Annotated in this window: 14 protein-coding genes; 11 read left to right on the plus strand and 3 right to left on the minus strand. The window is 52.2% G+C overall.

The genetic code is table 11. The annotated features are described in order from the left end of the window. Positions 1-386: 386 nt before the first annotated feature. The 7 genes from EBB_RS23685 (at position 387) to EBB_RS23715 (ending at position 9,781) form a co-directional block, all read left to right on the plus strand. Complete coding sequence (locus EBB_RS23685; protein ID WP_192396104.1) at positions 387-1,631, plus strand: HlyD family secretion protein; 1,245 nt, start codon at positions 387-389, stop codon at positions 1,629-1,631. 8 nt (positions 1,632-1,639) lie between these two features. Continuing rightward, positions 1,640-2,788, plus strand: a complete 1,149-nt coding sequence (locus EBB_RS23690) for a cupin domain-containing protein (RefSeq protein WP_192396105.1) — start codon at positions 1,640-1,642, stop codon at positions 2,786-2,788. A gap of 442 nt (positions 2,789-3,230) precedes the next feature. Further along, a complete protein-coding gene (locus tag EBB_RS23695) occupies positions 3,231-3,437 on the plus strand; it encodes a hypothetical protein (protein WP_192396106.1) in 207 nt (68 codons plus the stop codon). Positions 3,438-3,661: 224 nt separating this feature from the next. Then, positions 3,662-3,955, plus strand: a complete 294-nt coding sequence (locus tag EBB_RS23700; RefSeq protein ID WP_033155337.1) for a hypothetical protein — start codon at positions 3,662-3,664, stop codon at positions 3,953-3,955. A 92-nt stretch (positions 3,956-4,047) separates the two neighbouring features. Continuing rightward, positions 4,048-4,452, plus strand: a complete 405-nt coding sequence (locus EBB_RS23705) for a hypothetical protein (RefSeq protein WP_192396107.1) — start codon at positions 4,048-4,050, stop codon at positions 4,450-4,452. 471 nt (positions 4,453-4,923) lie between these two features. Further along, complete coding sequence (locus EBB_RS23710) at positions 4,924-7,686, plus strand: M16 family metallopeptidase (RefSeq protein WP_192396108.1); 2,763 nt, start codon at positions 4,924-4,926, stop codon at positions 7,684-7,686. Next, the gene (locus EBB_RS23715; protein ID WP_192396109.1) at positions 7,673-9,781 is read left to right on the plus strand and encodes a peptidase domain-containing ABC transporter; all 2,109 of its coding nucleotides are present in this window, start codon (positions 7,673-7,675) and stop codon (positions 9,779-9,781) included. Before EBB_RS23710 ends, EBB_RS23715 begins: the two co-directional genes overlap by 14 nt. Positions 9,782-9,847: 66 nt before the next feature. Here EBB_RS23715 and EBB_RS23720 read toward each other — a convergent pair whose 3' ends face one another. Together EBB_RS23720 and EBB_RS23725 are read right to left on the minus strand one after the other, a co-directional pair. After that, positions 9,848-10,093 (minus strand): hypothetical protein, encoded by a 246-nt coding sequence (locus tag EBB_RS23720; RefSeq protein WP_192396110.1) that lies wholly within the window; start codon positions 10,091-10,093, stop codon positions 9,848-9,850. Positions 10,094-10,145: 52 nt separating this feature from the next. After that, on the minus strand, positions 10,146-10,355 hold the full coding sequence (locus EBB_RS23725; RefSeq protein WP_192396111.1) for a hypothetical protein: 210 nt from the start codon (positions 10,353-10,355) through the stop codon (positions 10,146-10,148). Between the two features lie 434 nt (positions 10,356-10,789). Between EBB_RS23725 and EBB_RS23730 the strand changes: the two genes are divergently transcribed. From EBB_RS23730 to EBB_RS23745, 4 genes are all read left to right on the plus strand, one after another. Beyond that, entirely contained in the window at positions 10,790-12,982 is a 2,193-nt protein-coding gene (locus EBB_RS23730) for a TonB-dependent receptor (RefSeq protein WP_192396112.1), read from the plus strand. Positions 12,983-13,100: 118 nt separating this feature from the next. Beyond that, positions 13,101-13,811, plus strand: coding sequence for a PepSY-associated TM helix domain-containing protein (locus EBB_RS23735; RefSeq protein WP_192396113.1), 711 nt, complete (start codon positions 13,101-13,103; stop codon positions 13,809-13,811). A 3-nt stretch (positions 13,812-13,814) separates the two neighbouring features. Further along, positions 13,815-14,498 (plus strand): Fe2+-dependent dioxygenase, encoded by a 684-nt coding sequence (locus EBB_RS23740; protein ID WP_192396114.1) that lies wholly within the window; start codon positions 13,815-13,817, stop codon positions 14,496-14,498. A gap of 453 nt (positions 14,499-14,951) precedes the next feature. Next, positions 14,952-16,961, plus strand: coding sequence for a TOL_0244 family TonB-dependent receptor (locus EBB_RS23745; RefSeq protein ID WP_192396115.1), 2,010 nt, complete (start codon positions 14,952-14,954; stop codon positions 16,959-16,961). Positions 16,962-16,984: 23 nt separating this feature from the next. Here EBB_RS23745 and EBB_RS23750 read toward each other — a convergent pair whose 3' ends face one another. Beyond that, a complete protein-coding gene (locus tag EBB_RS23750; protein WP_229427634.1) occupies positions 16,985-17,824 on the minus strand; it encodes a class I SAM-dependent methyltransferase in 840 nt (279 codons plus the stop codon). Between the last annotated feature and the right edge of the window lie 42 nt (positions 17,825-17,866).

Here is a 17,866-nt window from a genome sequence, read left to right on the forward strand (position 1 = left end):
CGCAGAAGGTGTATTGCCAGCCATGTCTCCTGACTAGCCAGCCCTCACGGTGCTAATCAATTCATCCAGGGGACCTTATGACCATATCCTTTTTCGCTAACCGCCATTTCGTTTCCAGCTTTCTCACTACAGCCGCAAACGCCATCCAACAGCTGATTTTTAGCTCTACGTTATTAATCCAGCCCTTAAACACCGTTAGCCTCCATGCCTTTGGTACTGAAGGGCCAATCAGCTCAGGCTGCGGCGCGCTCAGCCCGGACGGGGCACATGGGATTAATAAGGCCGGGTTTATAGCCTAAGCGGCCCAACGAAACGCCTTTCTGTCAAACATCGAAATTCGATAGGCAGGACGAATGTTCTCGACGAATCTTTATCGCGCAGAAGCCATGGCAGCGCAGACCGGACGCTTGGAAGGCGATATCCTGCTGGCGAGATCCTGGTCGTCGTGGCTGGTATTCGGGATTGTATTAACGCTTATCGCTATCACCGTTTTATTTATCAGCTTTGCGTCCTACACCAAACGAACCAACGCTACCGGCATGTTGGTCCCGAATGGCGGCGCGATTATTATTGCCACGCCCGCGCCAGGGCTTATTTCGGCCGTTCATGTTGAAGAAGGCCAAACGGTTCATGCCGGAGACACCTTATTTACGTTAAGAGACGAACGCCACCTTTCTTCATTCACAAACCGGTCGGACGCCAGCGGAGCCCGATACGCCGATCAGCTTGAAGCGGCACTGCGCGCGGAAGAAGAAGCAAATCTCCGGGAAAAGCGCCAAGTAAGCACCCTGCAGGACAAAAATAATTCGGCACTATCCAGACAGTTGGCGGCAATACAGGTATCGATTGCCGACGCCAAGCAACAGATAAATCAGCATCAGGAAAGATTGCTCCTGGCGGAGCAGCGCCTGAATAAGCACCGCGGCCTGGCGGCATCCGGCTTTATTGCGAAGGATAAATTGGACGAGGAGCTGGACAACCTGACGCTATTACGTGCCCAAGCATCGGATTTAAAGCGGGATTACGACGAACTAGCGCGAAAAAAACTGGAGCTGGAGGATGAAAAACGCATCGCCCCGGAAAAAACCCAAATCAGCATAGCCAATATCGACCAAGACTTAAGCATACTCCGCCAAAAAATCCAGGAAACCCATATTCAAAGCCAATTGGCTATCGTCGCCCCAATTGACGGCATGGTCACCGGTATTAGCGTGCACCCCGGCCAAATTTCGGATAAGGATACCTTGGCAACCTTGCTTGGCGATGGCGCGGAACTGACCGCGCAATTGTACGTGACCACGCGCGGCATCGGCTTTGTCGAATCAGGCCAGAAAGTACGTTTGCGTTACCAAGCCTATCCCTATCAAAAGTTCGGCCAGTATTCCGGAACAGTCGCAACCGTCTCGAAAAATCCGGTTTCATCAAAGACCTTACCGAATTTATTCGCCAATTCCCCACCGGACGATTATTACCGCGTCACAGTAAAACTCGATTCGCAGTTTGCCTCGGTGTACGGCGAACCGAAACGGCTGGTATCGGGCATGATCGTGGAGGCGGACATCGAACAAGATACGCGGCGCTTAATCGAATGGATGATCGAACCGCTTTACGGATTAACCAAATATAACTAGGGAACACTATGTCATTGATTCATTTCGGCATCGATAGAACACAATTTTTCAACGCGCATTACCAAAGCGGGTGGTGGCTGAAGCGCCAAGTGCTTTCCGAGAACTCTTTAAGCTGGAAGCATATCGACCAGGCGCTTTACGCCATGGAAAACGCCAATACGCAAATTAAGTTATTTAAAGATGGCCCGGTCGAGCCAGGCCGCTACACCGAGCCCTATTGGGAACTGGGCGAACAACGCACACGTATCGTCAAAGACATTTTGTACCGCTACTTAACGGACGGCGCGACCTTGGTATTAAACAAACTACAGCTCTACCTCCCGGAAATTAACGACTATTGCATGGACGTCGCGCAATTCGTCGGCGAAAAGACCAACGCCAATGCCTATGCGGCATTCGGCGGCGATGGTTCGTTTGGCAAACATTGGGATACCCACGACGTGTTCGCCTTGCAACTGATCGGACGCAAAAGATGGCGCCTCTATCAACCCACATTTGAATTGCCCTTAAACCATCAAACCAGCCTAAACCATAAAGCGGAATGCCCCACGGAACCGGTCTTGGATACGGTATTGGCGGCCGGGGATTTGTTGTATATCCCAAGAGGCTGGTGGCACGAGGCCCTGCCCATCCCCGGCGACGAGACGTTTCATATCGCCATAGGCACCTTCCCGCCCAAATTATTGGATTATCTGCTTTGGCTATGCGGCAATCAATTACCGGACCGCATTGAAAGCCGGAGGTCTATCAACCCTTATCTAAATACAACGGGTCTCATTGAACGTTTTACTCCGCAATTACAAAGCGCGCTAGCCGAACCGGAAAATCTCCATAATTTTTACATCGCTTATACGGAACAACAAAGAGTTAAATCGCGATTTAATATTGGCAGTTTGTCTCCGACCGGTATATCGGACAACACCGCCCTTCCGCGCAATAAAATTCGAATAAACTCGTTCCTACCAATATCCAACGATCAGAAGACTTTATTAGCCAACGGCTTTAAGATAAATCTCGACACCGAGAGTGCCGATTTTCTTGCCGGCATCAGTTCAGCCGATAACTCGCCGGCTAATAAAAGTACCAAGCAATTGTCCGATAAGGAGAATCAACTGTTGAAAAAATTATCGACACTCGACCTTATTGAGCGGTTTTAGAGCGCTAAATAAATGACACTTTAAAATCTCCATACCAAAGATCACAAGGAGAATAATAGTCAACCAAAAACTGGATTTTATTATGACACCAATTAATCAAATCTATTTACCCATTTTTGGCCTCTCATTGGCGGTGATTTGCGCAATTTTGTCAATACACATATTTGCAAAGCCAACACCAAATTTAACAAAATTGAAAAGAACTGCTTTAGCAATTATTCTAACCGCCTGTATAAATTATGAGTTTATTTACTTTAGTTCCAGACTATATTATAAAAATTAATTTTAGGGGATTACCGATTTTTTTTCATATTTTTTTCACTAAAAACAAAACCTGTAATCTATATATCATAAAAATGGAGAGCAATATGCGCGAATTGACTATTACTGAAATGTCTGTTGTCGGCGGTGGTTTTATTCCCCATCTGAAATTCATCCATTTATGGATGCCAGAATAGCGCTTACAACGTTTAAGGGATGGGGATATTTAGGAGTTGCTTTTAAGATAGGATATACCTTAGGTGAAATATTGAACGAGAACACCGATATTCAAAAGTTCATTGCACAAAATTTAGACAAGGTCGTAAATGCACTTCACACAAGCAATATCACAAACACACAGCTTGGAGAAGAAGGCGATGGTGAATGACAAGATGAAGACTTTAAATCGCATTGAATGGATATTTATTTATATTTTTATATTAGGAACGGCAGGTAGACTACTGATATAGAAATCTGCATTTTTACATGAAGCGTATATCAAATTATGAAAACGTAATTTGAAAAATATACTTCACCACTCATAGCTACATAGAAAAACCTATTTTTAAACTTATATTTCAATGCAGTCAAAATATATCTAAGGAGAGCAATATGCGTGAATTGACAATTACTGAGATGGTACTCGTTGGTGGCGGCTTATCGGAAGCAGATACTCTAGCAATTGCCGGCGCTTTAGGTGCCGGTGTGGGTATGGGCATGGCGCAATGGGCCGGGTTGACAACAGCACAGCAAATAGCCGCCGCCGGATATTTTGGCGTGGCGGCTTCGGCAGTAACCGCTGCCGGACTAGCGGGCTGGACAATTGGTGAATATCTTAATCAACACACACCGATTCAAAGCGTATTGAGTAATTTGCTAGGTGGAGAGGATGGGGACGGTAGTTAATATATTCGACAAAGGGGCACCAAAGAAAGACTCTCTCACTCTCTTGAGTCTTTCTTAGCGGCGCAGTATTAAATTAATCATCGGTACTACTCATGAAATATAACCCATTTCTGATTATCATCGCGTCGGTTATCGCCCTATTATCGACGCTTGCTGTATTAATACTCGTGTTCCCAAAGACTACTGAGAATATTGCTTCTCATCTCGATAGCGAGGAAGCGATCGCATTGTACATCGCCTTATGCTCTATATTGATGGCAGGATTTATTTATTTTAAGAAAAACCAAAACCACATCGAAAGACTATTCTCGGGAAGACAAACCGCCGAATTCGGGTATCGACGCGATATAACGTCTTACTTAGTGGCAGGATTTATTTGTGCCGGGGCAGTTTCAGAGCTAGTTACACAAGACAAAGCCCTGCATGACAATATTGTTCTAATCTCGGGGATATTTTTATTACTGAGCATTATCTCTGTTATTTATCGGAGATTTTGATCATCAAATAAACCGTTTCGACGAAATATCAATTGAACATCTCGGAAAAAACCGTAGATTAGATTAGTAAAACTTAATCGGACGAAATTGAGACCTCCATTCCTCGGAATCGCTTCGCTATTCGAAACGACCAGGAATATACAATTTATCGTTTTCGGTTTAATAAAATGATTTACCTAATTGTTAGCTTGTATTTTTCTGTGATGGCACTCTGTATTTCTTTAGAGATGTTGGTTAAAAATACCTTGGGCAAGTCCGAAGACAAAATTAACAGAATACAGTTTTTGCTTCATGCGCTTAATTCCACTGCAATTCTTTTAGTTGCATGGTCTTATTTCAAAAATTGAGTTTTTTAGTTCCGTCCGATTATAGAAACAAAATCTGACGAATTTTTAGTTCTCATGCCCGCGCACTTTCCAAAACTGATGAGCGCTTAATCCATTTATCCAACCATAGAAAGGAATCTTACCCATGAATCGTACCTGCTCGACCTCAATAGCATTTTTAATACTAACTCTCGTCAACGTTGTGACCGGGCACGCCACGGAAAACAATACAAACAGCGCCACCGAGAAATACGGCGCAGTCGAACGGCGATTCGAGAACGGTTTCCGGGCCGTGTTGGTTCCCGATATCAAGTCCGAGCAAACAGCGGTGACGCTGGTGTATTTCAGCGGTTCGCTCGCCGATCCCGAAGGGAAGTCGGGCCTTGCGCATTTGCTGGAGCATTTGCTGTTTAACGCGCCGACGACGCAGGGCAATCATTCGCTGGTGAGCGAGCTGGCGCGCCGCAACATTGCCTATAACGGCAATACCCATTTCGACCGCACTATCTACCACACGGCCTTTTCCAGCGACCAGCCCACTCTGAACTGGTTGCTGGAACAAGAGGCCTTGCGCATGCATAAACTGACGCTTACGGAAACGGATATTGCCAGGGAATTGCCCGTCGTCTTGCGGGAAAAGGAGCTTGGCGATAGCAATCATCAGAAACAATTAGCGCAACAAATACTGCTGGTTGTCACGCGCTTTACCCCCTATTTACGTCCGCCGATAGGTAACGAAACTGAATTACGCGGTATCGCCATCGACGACGTCCGGGCTTTTTATCGGACACACTATCGTCCCGACAATGCGCTGTTGGTCATTACCGGCCGAGTTGACGCGGCCGCAACCTGGAAGCAATTGGACGCTTTTTTTGGTGAGATTAAATCGCCTAAAATCGGACCACCACCCGCGTTCCAGGCGGCGTCCGGGCGGGAGAGCGGCGACCCGCAAACGAGTTTTCGCGGCGACGGCGATGTTGCTTCCCTGTCATTATTTTATCCGTTACCGAATTCGGTCGATGCCAAGCAAATAGCGGCCATGGGCCTAATGAGCGGGCTGCTGGCCGGTTCGCCGGCCAGTCGCTTACATGAATCGCTGGTTAGCGCCGGACAGGCAGCCTCTGTCTCGGCTATGCCCTTGCTATTGCGCCATGCGGGTGCATTCGAGGTAACCGCGCTCCCGCTGACAGCCGATAGCGAAGCGTTGGAACAACTCCAAACTACCTTAGCAAAACAGTTGCAGTCGCTGGGCGATACCGCGTTCACGCAAATAGAACTGGAACGTGCCAAAAACTTGATCCGCAACGAGGCTTTACACGTGCAATCTCAAGCCGCCGCCTTTGGCTACCGATTGGCTGAATTTGCCTCCCTCGGCGACTGGCGGCTGTGGTTCGAGAGCATAGACGCGGCCCAAAAAATGTCCTTGGCGGAGATTCAACAAACCGCCAAAACGCTTTTCCAGCAGGGTCTCCCGGTGGCCCAGTTGATGAGCAGTCGGCATGCGGCGAATGTCATGACGGATCAACAATCGGCTGTATCGCACGCCACAAGCGCCGAACCATCCCCCGCGTCCGCGCCGGCAAGCTCGCCGGAAACCGCGGGCATAGCGGCTAACGACGCGCCGGCGGCGGCCCTGGATGCACAAATCGAGCGCTTTAGCATTAACGAGTCGCTGGCGGTTGCGCTCTGGCCCAAGCCCATGCCGACCGGCCGGGTGCAGGGTCAGTGGAATCTGCGCATGGGCACGGCGGACAGCATGCTTGGCAAACGTATTTTGGCGGACCTCACCGGCAGCCTGTTGGCGCACGGTTCAGCCAGTTCAGATCGGCAACAATTGTTTGATCGCTTGGTTGGTTTGGATGCTCACTTGTCGATGACGCCGATGGAGGACCGTTTGGCGATTCGCTTCGATCTGCCCGCTCAATCGTTGCCGGAATTTCTGGGCGTTCTGATCGATGTTCTTCGTCATCCGGCACTGCCGGAGCAGGGACTTAAGGAAGTAGGCAATCAGTTGCGTGTCGCCTACCAAAGCCAGGGCACCAAACCGCAAGTTGTCGCGGAAGAAGCCTTGACCGCACTCACCAGCCCCTACCCTATCGGCGACATCCGCCGCGAGCCCGGCATGGCCGAAGCGCTCTCTGCATTGGAACGCATCGAATTGAACGATGTAAAAGCCTTCCATGCCGATTATTACGGCGCGAATGGAGAGTTGCTGCTGTCCGGGGAGTTTGATGCCAACGCAACACGCCGGCAGTTGGAAAGCCTGTTAGGTCCCTGGCTCAGCAAGCAGGCCTACCAGCGGCCACCGCAACCTTACGCCGCATTGGCGCCCGGCCAGCATGTCATTAAAGTAGCCGATGGCGCGCACGGTATTTACACGGCACAGCTCAGACAGCCGTTGCAAGCGGACGAGACTGACGCCCTGGCCTTAATGCTGATGAATGTCGCGCTGGGCGAGGATACGATTCAATCCCGCCTCGGCCGCCGCCTGCGTCAACAAGAGGGCATTTCCTACGGCGTGGCCAGCAAGATCAGCGCTTCCGCCTTCGAACCGCGCGCTACCCTTAGCATCAGCGCAAGCTATGCGCCGGCCCTGCGGCAACAGCTCGCCAAAGCCGTGCACGAGGAACTGGCACTGCTGGTCAAAGACGGCCTCACCGCCGCGGAGTTCGATAGCGCGAAAGATACCTGGCGCCATCGCCACGACCTAAGCAAGCTGGATCGCGACAAGCTGTTTGCTAAGCTGAATCTGCTAATACGCTTACGCCGCGACATGCGCTACTACGCCGACATCAATGCCCGCGTTGAAGCCTTGACGCTCGCTCAGGTGAATTCGGCGATTGCCCGCCACATCAACCCCGATCAGTTGCTGGAAGTGTTTGTCGATACCAACAATGAAGCACCTTAAGCACTCGCACCATTCGTCATATTTGCAAACCACCGCGGCCGAATGCGGCTTGGCTTGTGTAGGCTATGTCGCCGCCTGCCACGGTGCCGCACACAGCATGAGCGACTTGCGCGCCAAGTATGCGGTGTCGCTACGCGGCTCCACGCTGATGGATTTGGTCGGTATCGGGGCGGCATTGGGATTTTCATGCAGACCGCTACGCCTGGAATTGGCGGAACTCGACCAACTCAGTCTCCCCTGTATTTTGCATTGGCAAATGAGCCATTTTGTCGTGCTAAAAAAAGTGGCGCGCGGCCGGGTACTGGTCCACGACCCGGCCAAGGGCGAAAAGGAGCTGTCTATAGCCGAAGTCAACACCCTGTTTACCGGCGTGGCCTTGGAACTAACGCCTGCGCCGGCGTTCGAGCATATAACGCCGAGGTCGCGTATTCCCCTCGCTAAACTGGTCGGCAAGGTGGACGGCCTGATCCGGAGCTTGGTACAAATCGCGGTATTGGCCGTTGCCATGCAATTATTCGCCTTGCTGACACCGATAGTTGCCCAATGGATCGTGGACGGTGCGATTGTGTCCGGCGACCGGGATTTCCTGTTGGTATTAGCCTTGGCCTATGCCTTGATTGCCGTGATTAAAATCGTGTTGGAAGCCGTTAGAAGCTGGCTGGCCATCGTGCTGGCGACGCAATTCAATCTGCAATGGGCCGGCCGCATTATCGGCCATTTGTTAAGGCTGCCCGTGCATTGGTTCGAACTACGGCATACCGGCGATATCGTATCCCGGTTTCAATCGATGCAAGCTATTCAACAGACGCTGACCGGCAAACTAGTGGAAGTGGTCTTGGACGGCGGATTCGGTTTAATTGTCCTGGCGGTGATGTTGCTGTACAGCCCCACGCTGAGCGCTTTCGCCGTCGCCGCCGTATTGGCCTATCTGCTGATCCGCGTTTTGCCCCATGGGATTTATCATCGATTGACCGATGAAGCTTTAGCGCACGAAGCCAAGGCGCAAAGTCATTTTCTGGAAAGCATTCAGGCCGTTCACACCACAAAGTTGGCGGGTTTGGAAGAACAGCGCCGGGCACGCTGGCTGAATTTGTTCGTCGCCGGCGTTAATAAACGCATCGGCGCGCAAAAAATGTCACTGGGATTTTCACTTGGTTATAGCACGGTATTTGCCGCCGAAGCCATCGCCGTGCTGGCGGTCGGCGCGACCATGGTCATGGACAACACTCTGACCGTCGGTATGCTGATGGCGTTTATCTCCTACAAGGACGACTTTACATCGCGGATGCAACGGCTGATCGACAACCTGATGTCGATGCGCATGGTCAGCCTGCATGTGGAGCGTTTATCCGATATTGTCTTGGCCGAAAAAGAACAGACCGACGGCTGTGCCGCGGACAAGGTCATCAACCGAAAGGATTTCAGTCCCACCATCGAGTTTAAAAACCTGGGCTTTCGCTACGGCGCGAATATGCCGTGGGTATTTCGCAATTTGCATCTAGCCATCCAACCCGGCGAACACATTGCCATTGTCGGCGCATCCGGTTGCGGAAAAAGCACCTTGGTCAAACTCTGCTTGGGTCTGCTGGAACCGACCGAGGGCGTCATCGAAATCGACGGCATGCCTTTAAGCCAATTCGGATTGGCCAATTGGCGCCGGCTGGTGGGGGCGGTGTTGCAGGAAGACCAGTTATTCTCCGGAAGCCTTCAGGAAAATATTTCCGGATTCGATTTACAAACCAATTTCGAACTGCTGAAACAAAGCGCGCAACTCGCCGGCATCGATAACGAAATCGAGGCTCTGCCCATGCGTTATCTATCCCAGGTTGGCGACATGGGCAGCAGTTTTTCCGGCGGGCAAAAGCAGCGGCTTATCATTGCGCGGGCACTCTACAAAGTGCCGTCGGTACTGGTCCTGGACGAAGCGACCAGCCATTTGGATGTCGAAACAGAGCGGAAGGTGAATTTGGCAATCAATTCGTTAAACATCACCCGCTTAACTATCGCCCATCGGCCGGAAACCATAGGCATGGCCGACAGAGTCGTCTCTCTGGATGCCAGCATATACAGCGAAAGCAGAATGGGTAGTTTCTGAAGGCTATTCCGCCATCCCACTATTTTAGGCAAACCTCCGGGGGATTTTCCGGCAAGTGCAGTTTCGCTAATTGAGCCTGGTGCTGGATTTAACAACCGTAAATCCGGCGCGTTTGCTTTTATCTTTTTGACCGGCTCTGGCCTGGTGTGCGGCTTCGGCCATGGTGTCGGCAAAGCTTAGGAAGTCGGCCACTTCCAGGCGAACGGACATGTTCTGCAAGTGCAGGTGGACGACGCCGCATTCCCGGCAAATCAATACCTTGCTTAACGGCGTCGCCGCCAAACATTCGTGGGTACAGGGTTTGTTGCTCATACGTTTACTCCTTCAAAAATCGTCAGGGATTGGGTAAAAACTTTTAAGCGCACTAAAGCTCGGGATTCGCTAAACCACGACTGAGCTTGGCTTTTGCTTGAGACAAGAACATTTTCCAAACGATTTGTTTCGACCCTAAATCAAGACAGCGGAAATCCGTGGCATGGATTTCGCCTTTTTCGACCAACGCCGCCAAAACTTCTGGAGCGATTGCCAAGCGCACAGCCTCAGGTTCTCTAAATAAGGGGAATAATCTTTTCACGTCACGGCAGCCGATTTATAATCTGCTTCAAATGATAATTATTCTCATTTGAAAAGTAAAGTATTTCTTCCCCTTGAAATTTCAGCCGTTAATTCGCCGTTTCTTTTGCAGCCGTAAGGCTAATTTCCGCAAGCCTTTAGGCTATCGAGCGCCCGAAACGGCTGGAATGCTCTTAAAGATGTAAGCCTATCCAAACTTTGATTTCGAATTGGGAAACAGTCTGCACGCAAATTCCGGAGTTGACATTAGCCTCAAAAAAAATAAAATGAGAATCGTTATTATTTGAGAATGATCTTATTTCTTGGCTTCTTGCAGCCGCATCTCTCGAATAGCGATCAATAACCGACGGAGAATAACGGTCGGTTCGTAAAATCTTAGCCACCCAGCATTCCCAGCCAGGCAGCCAGCATTATTTATTCAGTTACGGGAATACTATGTCTGCAAACCATTCAACCACGAAAAAAAACACCCCTGCCAAGTGGCGCTTGGGGGCTTTATTGCCGCTGGGCGCGGCTCTGAGCGGGGCGGCATTCGCCGCCGACCCGGCCGCCGACGTAGCGGCCAACAATGATCAAGAAGTGGTTTTGGAAGACGTCAAGGTCAAAGCCAACCGCGAAAAACAAGCCATTCGTTTCAAAGCCGAAACCTCCACTACCGGCAGCAAAACCGAGATGGCGCTGCGCGACATTCCCCAATCAGTCAGCGTGGTAAAAAAAGAATTGATAGAGTCGCAAAACGCCTTCAACCTGCGCGATGCCTTACGCAACGTTAGCGGCCTGACCATTGCCGCCGGCGAAGGCGGCCGCACCGGCGATTCGATAACCTTACGCGGCTTTGCGGCCAGCTCCGACCAATATCTGGACGGGGTCAAGGACAACGGCCAATACAACCGAGACACCTTTTTCATCGAAAGAGCCGAAGTGCTGAAAGGCGCATCGTCAATTTTATTCGGTCGCGGCGCCACCGGCGGCGTGATCAATCAAGTGGCGAAGAAGCCGACCGGTAAAACCGGAATCAACGGCAGCTTTACTTATGGCTTGTACGATTTTAAACGCACCGCTATCGACGCCGAGACCAAGTATCAAGACCTGTCGGCCCGCTTGAACGTGATGTATCAGGATGCCGATTCCTACCGCGACTACAACTACAGCAACCGCTGGGGCATCGCGCCGTCATTCAAATGGGACATCAGCGCCGATACCGATTTAACGCTAAACCTGTTGCATCAACAGGATGAAGGCGTGTTCGATTACGGCGTGCCGATGTACCAAGGCCGGCCGGCCGGCGTGCCCATCAACACCTTTTACGGTTTTACCGATAACCGGATGATGGACACTGATGTCAACGTGGCTACGGTGGCGTTAACCCACCGATTCAACCAGGATTTTTCGGTGAAAAACTCAATCCGCTACGGCGATTACGAACGCAAATACCTGACGCATTTGTATTCCGGCGCGGCGGCATACACCGGCGCCGATGCCGGCACCAGCGCCCGTTCGCAAGCCTTGCGCCTAAACACCCAGGAAAACGTCTACAACCAAACCGATTTTGTCTACAAAAAGCCCTTGTTCGGCTTTAACAATACTTTGATGTTCGGGAGCGAATTCGGTTGGGAAGAATACGATTACAAATCCAAAAACTCGACGGGCGTCAGCCGGGTGTCGATATTCAATCCGCGCCTTACCGCCAGCACCACCGGCTTGGCCTACGACTTCAGCGGTACACTGGCCACGGATCGCCTGACCCAAGCCCAAACCTACGCGGGTTATGTGTTGGATCAATTCGAGATCAATCCGGAATGGAAATTACTGGCCGGCACCCGCTACGACGTGTTCGAAGCGCAACAGACCGATCGGATAGGCAGCGCGGACTTCAATAGCAGCGTCGATCAATGGAGCCCGCGCGGCGGCATCGTCTGGCAGCCCAGCAAGGCTCAGTCTTACTATTTCAGCTACGGTAAATCTTTCAATCCGTCCGCGGAAAGTCTCAGCCTCTCAGCCAACAACGCCAACCTACCAGCCGAGCAGAATCATAATTATGAGATCGGCGGCAAATGGGAACTGTTCGACGGCAAGTTGTCGGCTACCGCCGCGTTGTTCCGACTGGAAAAAACCAATGCCCGCACCACCTCGCCGTTGGATGCCAATCTGCAAATCCTCGCAGGCGAGCAAAGTACCGACGGCTTTGAAGCCGGTTTGGCCGGCGAAGTGCTGCCGAAGTGGGACGTCTCGTTGACCTATGCCTATCTTGATTCGAAAATCACCAAGTCCACGACCACGGCCACCGGCTCGGTCAGCGGCTTGCTGAAATCCTATGAAGGCATGACCGCCGTCAATGTGCCGGAACATAGCGGCGTGGCCTGGAGCACCTACCACTTAACCGACAACTGGGAAGTCGGCGGCGGCGTGTACTACGCCAGCCACCGCTATGCCGACAGCGTCAACGAAGCGGTATTACCGGGTTACGCCCGCCTGGATGCGGTGGTGGCTTATCACCAAAAACATTACGATGTGCAGCTCAACGTGTTCAACCTGACCGATACCGTCTATTACGAATCCGGGCAAACCAACTCAGCCTTGCCCGGTACGCCGGTCTCCGGGCAGTTGACGGTGAGCTTTAAATACTAAACTCTGCGTGTCTGAACGGTTAAACAACATCCACCGTTAGTGAGAAGGTTTAACCGTTCTACACAATCCGCAACCCCCTTATTTGCAATTGCCATAGCCCGCTTTTGGAACCCGACTCATGAACACCGCAACCGACTCATTATTGACGCCAGCCAACCGCCCGCCCAAGAAAACCAACGGCGGCTACTTGTTTTTACCGAAAAGCCTAGCGCGCGGCGCCTTTCTGAAATGGCTGCGCCGCACCCATGCCTGGTTCGGGCTGTGGGGCGCGGCTTTGGGCTTGCTGTTCGGCTTTACCGGGATTTTAATGAATCATCGTGACATCTTGAAAATACCGATTGGCCGCATGGAACAAAAAGAAATCCAGCTGGCCTTGCCGGAACCGCACCCCAGGGACCCAAAAGCAATGGCAGCCTGGCTGGGTGAAACGCTGGCCGTTGATACCTCCCATGCCAAAATCCGCAAGGAACCCGGTAAAACCGTGACCTGGAACAATCAGCCGGTTCAACAGCCGGCCTCCTGGCAGATCAACGTGCGCAATCCGCAAAAACTGTTGTCTGCCGACTATTGGGAAGGCAACGCCTTTGTCACGGTCAAGCAAGGCGATGCCAACCTGTTGACCACTTTGAACAACCTGCACAAAGGCACTGGCATGGGCGTGGGCTGGGTCTTATTGGTGGATACCTTGGCGGGGGGCCTGATCCTGCTAGCCTTGACCGGCACTTTATTGTGGACCAGGCTGCACGGCAACCGTTTGGCCGCCGCCGGTTTGGGGCTGGGCTCCATGAGTTTGGCGGTGTTTTTTGCCTTGCAAGCCATCTCGGGTTAGACCATGTTGATCCAAATTCCGGAAGTCCTCTCCCCTGCCGAACTGCAACAGCTCGGCGATATTCTGGCCGACGCGCCCTGGGCGGATGGCCGCATCACTGCCGGCAGTCAGTCGGCACAGGTCAAACACAACTGGCAACTGCCGGAGCAAACCGAGCAAAGTCAGACTGCCCGTGCCATCTTGCTGGGCGCCTTGAATCGCAATCCCCTGTTTCTGTCAGCGGCGCTGCCGAAAAAGATTTTCCCGCCTCTGTTCAATCGCTATGCCGGAGAACACAACACCTTCGGCAACCACATCGATAACGCCATCCGTCATTGCCCGCTCAGCGGCGAACGGGTGCGCACCGATTTATCGGCGACGGTTTTCCTGGCAGACCCTGACAGCTACGACGGCGGCGAACTAATCATCGAAGATACTTACGGCGAGCATGCCGTGAAACTGGCGGCAGGGGACATGGTGCTGTATCCCGGTTCCAGCCTGCACCGGGTCGAGCCGGTGACTCGGGGCGCGCGGCTGGCCTCGTTCTTCTGGCTGGAAAGCATGGTGCGGGAAACCGAACGCCGCCGCCTGTTATTTGAAATGGATATGGCTATCCTGGAATTGCGTAATACTCAGGGCGACAACAACCCGACCGTCAACCTGACCGGCTGTTACCACAACCTGCTAAGGATGTGGGCGGAGGTGTGAAAACCGCCTGTTGGTTTATCCGGCTCTTATAGACCCAGTATCGTCATCCCTCGAAAGCGGCCAAAGGGATCGCCCTCCTCCCCTATTTGCTTGACTCTCACGCGCCCCACATTCCATCGCACCTGTAGAAGCAGAACACTCTGTCAGCCAACAGATTGACCTATTGAGCCGACCTTTAAGTGCCTTGCGTTCGCTATTTCCATTAAGGCGGACAGCATGATACTTGAGGGCACAAGAGCAGACATCCAGCGCCATAGATGGCGAGCTTCGCCCCATCCATAAAGTCCGGACAGGCACTCGCTGCCGGAATGGCCAGCACCTTTAAGCCCCTAACAAAGTAAAATGGATAAATGCTACAAAAACATTGTGATAAATCAATGCTGAGCTACATTTGCAACTGAAGATTTAACCCGAGAGACACGCTGTCTCTTGCCATGCCCCATTTGCTACAGAATGAAAAATACCTTTTACCCCGTTTGGATAGGCGCGCTGTGTTTGGCTGTTCATACGGAGATCGCTTCGGCCGATACCGATTTAACCGAGTTGAATTTAGAAGAACTGCTATCGGTAAAAATCACATCCGTTTCAAAAAAAACCCAAGCGCTAGGCGATGCGGCGGCTGCGGTATTTGTCATTAGCAACGACGACATCAAACGCGCCGGCGCCACTAACATTCCGGACGCATTGCGTCTGGCTCCCGGCATTGACGTCGGCCGTATCGACGCCAACAAATGGGCCGTCAGCTCGCGCGGCTTTAACGGCCGCTTTTCCAATAAATTACTGGTGCTGATCGACGGTAGAAATATCTACACACCGGCTTTCTCGGGTGTGTATTGGGAAATGCAGGATGTGATGCTGGAAGATGTGGAGCGCATCGAGGTGATTCGCGGCTCCGGCGCCGCGCTGTGGGGAGCCAACGCCGTAAATGGCGTAATCAACATCATCACCAAACACGCCGCCGATACCCAAGGCGGCTTACTCAGCGCCGGCGGCGGTAGCGAGGAACGCGGATTCGGTGCATTCCGCTATGGCGGCAAACTAAACGAAAACACCAGCGGCCGCGCCTATCTCAAAGGTTTTGATCGTGACACGCTCAGCAGAGCCAACGGTCAGCCAGCCGGCGATGCCTGGAGCAAAATGCAAGGCGGCTTTCGCATAGACTCAGACTGGTCGGCCGCCGACTCCGCCACCGTGCAAGGCGATGTTTATCATAGCAATCTAAACCAGCAAATCGGTTTAGCTACGTTCACCGCGCCTTATCGAGAAACAATTGCCGACCAGGTGCAAGCCACCGGCGGCAACTTGCTTGGCCGTCTACAACATCGCATCTCTGATACGTCAAATTACGCCCTACAACTGTACTTTGACAGCTACGACCGCCGAGAAAGTTTTATTGAAGAAGAGCGTTATACCGGCGACGTCGATTTTCAACACCGCTTTGCTCTAAACGACTGGAATGACATCATCTGGGGAGCGGGTTATCGGTATACCTATACCAAAGAAAACCAAGTTAAGCAGACCTTAGTTAACTTCACTCCACCTCAGCGCGGCGAGAGTTATTTCAGTACCTTCCTGCAGGACCAATTGACCTTGGTGGACGAGCAGTTATGGCTCACGCTAGGTTCCAAACTGGAGCATAACGATTACACCGGCATCGAAGTGCAACCCACCGCCCGCCTGCTGTGGGGACCGGACCCCAATCACCGGCTGTGGGCGGCTATTTCCCGAGGCGTGCGCATTCCGTCGCGGGTGGATGCACATATGGAGTTAATCGGCCAAGTCGTGCCGCCGCTTACCAGCCCCAACAGCACACCTTTACCGCTCGCCCTCGCGGTAACCGGTTCCAACGCTTACCAATCCGAGGAGGTGCTGGCCTATGAAACCGGCTATCGATACACCCCCAGCAACAGCTTCTCCTTGGACGTATCGTTGTTTTATAACGATTATCAAAAGCTGCGCTCCTATCATCCTGGCGCGATAGACCCAACAAATGTGCCGTTTTTTATCAAACAGCCTTTGATTATCGACAATACCGGCAAGGGCAAAACCTATGGCGTGGAAACCGCAGTAGTTTGGAAAATGCTGGATTGGTGGCGATGGGACCTGAGTTATAGCGTGTTGAAAACCGAGCTGACCAGCAATCCTTATTATCAGGAAGCGGTATCGCCGCAGCACAAAACCTCGTTGCGCGCGATGCTCAATCCCATACCGGACATCACCCTGGATGCTTGGCTGCGATATGTGGACAACGCCAGCGCCTTTACCCTTAGCGGGCCGGCATACATTAAAGCCTACACCACGTTAGACCTACGCCTGGCCTGGAAACTGAATCAAGCCGTCGAATTATCGCTGGTCGGCCAAAACCTGTTGGACAACCAACATCTGGAATACATTCAGGAAACGTTCACCCAAGCAGCCGAAGTGCAACGCGGCGTTTACGGCAAAGTGGTTTGGGAGTTTTAAGCCTCCGGTCTCGAACCGCTCGCTTAAGGCTTTAAAAACCGCAGCGTCATTCGATCGCTTTCCCCGACCGCGGCGTATTTATCCCTATCCTTGCTGCCAAGGCCAAATGCCGGCGGCAAGCGCCACACGCCGCCCTCGCGGTCTTTGTTGTCGGCCGGGTTGGCGTTGATCTCACTGGCAGCCTGCAACACAAAGCCAGCGGCACCAGCCCAGGCAATCAGCTGGTTTTGGCCGATATAACCCGAGAAATCGTCGTCCGCCACGTCGCCGTTTGCCCGATGTTCAACCAGCCCCAGCGTACCGCCAGGTTTAAGCACGTCGAAAAAACCTTTGAACATCAAAGCCACGCTATCCGCTTCCCGCCAGTTATGGACATTGCGGAAGGTCAGCACCACATCCGCTGAAGCGGGTGCGCCAAACATCGGCCTAGCTTCGTCATAAAGCCGAATCTCCGGACTGCCGTATAGGCATGGTGCAGCACGCAATTTGCGCTCAAGCGCGTTCACCTGTTTTGCATAATAGTTTTTGGCGCTGTCTTTAACGGCGCTATCAGGGTTTATCACCGCGGCGATGTAATGACCGTTTTCCCGAAGTAAGGGCGCCAGAATCTCCGCGTACCAACCATAACCCGGCGTAATTTCAATCACAGTCTGTTGGGGATTCACGCCGAAAAACGTCAACGTTTGCAACGGATGCCGCCACTTGTCGCGGGCGGCGTTGGCAGGGTCGCGCCACTTGCTGGCAACCGCTGTTTCCAGTGTCATTACCGACTCGGTGCCAGTCGATGAGGAATGGGCTTCCTCCGACGCCGAACAGGCAGCCAGCGCGGCGATAACCGCCATGGCAAGCAGTATTCGAATCACAGTCGCTTCAGCCCTCTCCGCATTTGGCTTATATTCGAGGCA

The sequence above is a fragment of the Methylomonas fluvii genome (genome assembly GCF_014850975.1).
Taxonomy (GTDB): Bacteria; Pseudomonadota; Gammaproteobacteria; order Methylococcales; family Methylomonadaceae; genus Methylomonas; species Methylomonas fluvii.

Bases quoted from the DNA above. Each gene is read 5' to 3' on its own strand.
- EBB_RS23715 (WP_192396109.1), top strand. From the start codon at position 7,673: ATGAAGCACCTTAAGCACTCGCACCATTCGTCATATTTGCAAACCACC.
- EBB_RS23745 (WP_192396115.1), top strand. From the start codon at position 14,952: ATGAAAAATACCTTTTACCCCGTTTGGATAGGCGCGCTGTGTTTGGCT.
- EBB_RS23690 (WP_192396105.1), top strand. From the start codon at position 1,640: ATGTCATTGATTCATTTCGGCATCGATAGAACACAATTTTTCAACGCG.
- EBB_RS23700 (WP_033155337.1), top strand. From the start codon at position 3,662: ATGCGTGAATTGACAATTACTGAGATGGTACTCGTTGGTGGCGGCTTA.
- EBB_RS23705 (WP_192396107.1), top strand. From the start codon at position 4,048: ATGAAATATAACCCATTTCTGATTATCATCGCGTCGGTTATCGCCCTA.
- EBB_RS23685 (WP_192396104.1), top strand. From the start codon at position 387: ATGGCAGCGCAGACCGGACGCTTGGAAGGCGATATCCTGCTGGCGAGA.
- EBB_RS23720 (WP_192396110.1), bottom strand. From the start codon at position 10,093: ATGAGCAACAAACCCTGTACCCACGAATGTTTGGCGGCGACGCCGTTA.
- EBB_RS23735 (WP_192396113.1), top strand. From the start codon at position 13,101: ATGAACACCGCAACCGACTCATTATTGACGCCAGCCAACCGCCCGCCC.
- EBB_RS23695 (WP_192396106.1), top strand. From the start codon at position 3,231: ATGGATGCCAGAATAGCGCTTACAACGTTTAAGGGATGGGGATATTTA.
- EBB_RS23730 (WP_192396112.1), top strand. From the start codon at position 10,790: ATGTCTGCAAACCATTCAACCACGAAAAAAAACACCCCTGCCAAGTGG.
- EBB_RS23740 (WP_192396114.1), top strand. From the start codon at position 13,815: ATGTTGATCCAAATTCCGGAAGTCCTCTCCCCTGCCGAACTGCAACAG.
- EBB_RS23710 (WP_192396108.1), top strand. From the start codon at position 4,924: ATGAATCGTACCTGCTCGACCTCAATAGCATTTTTAATACTAACTCTC.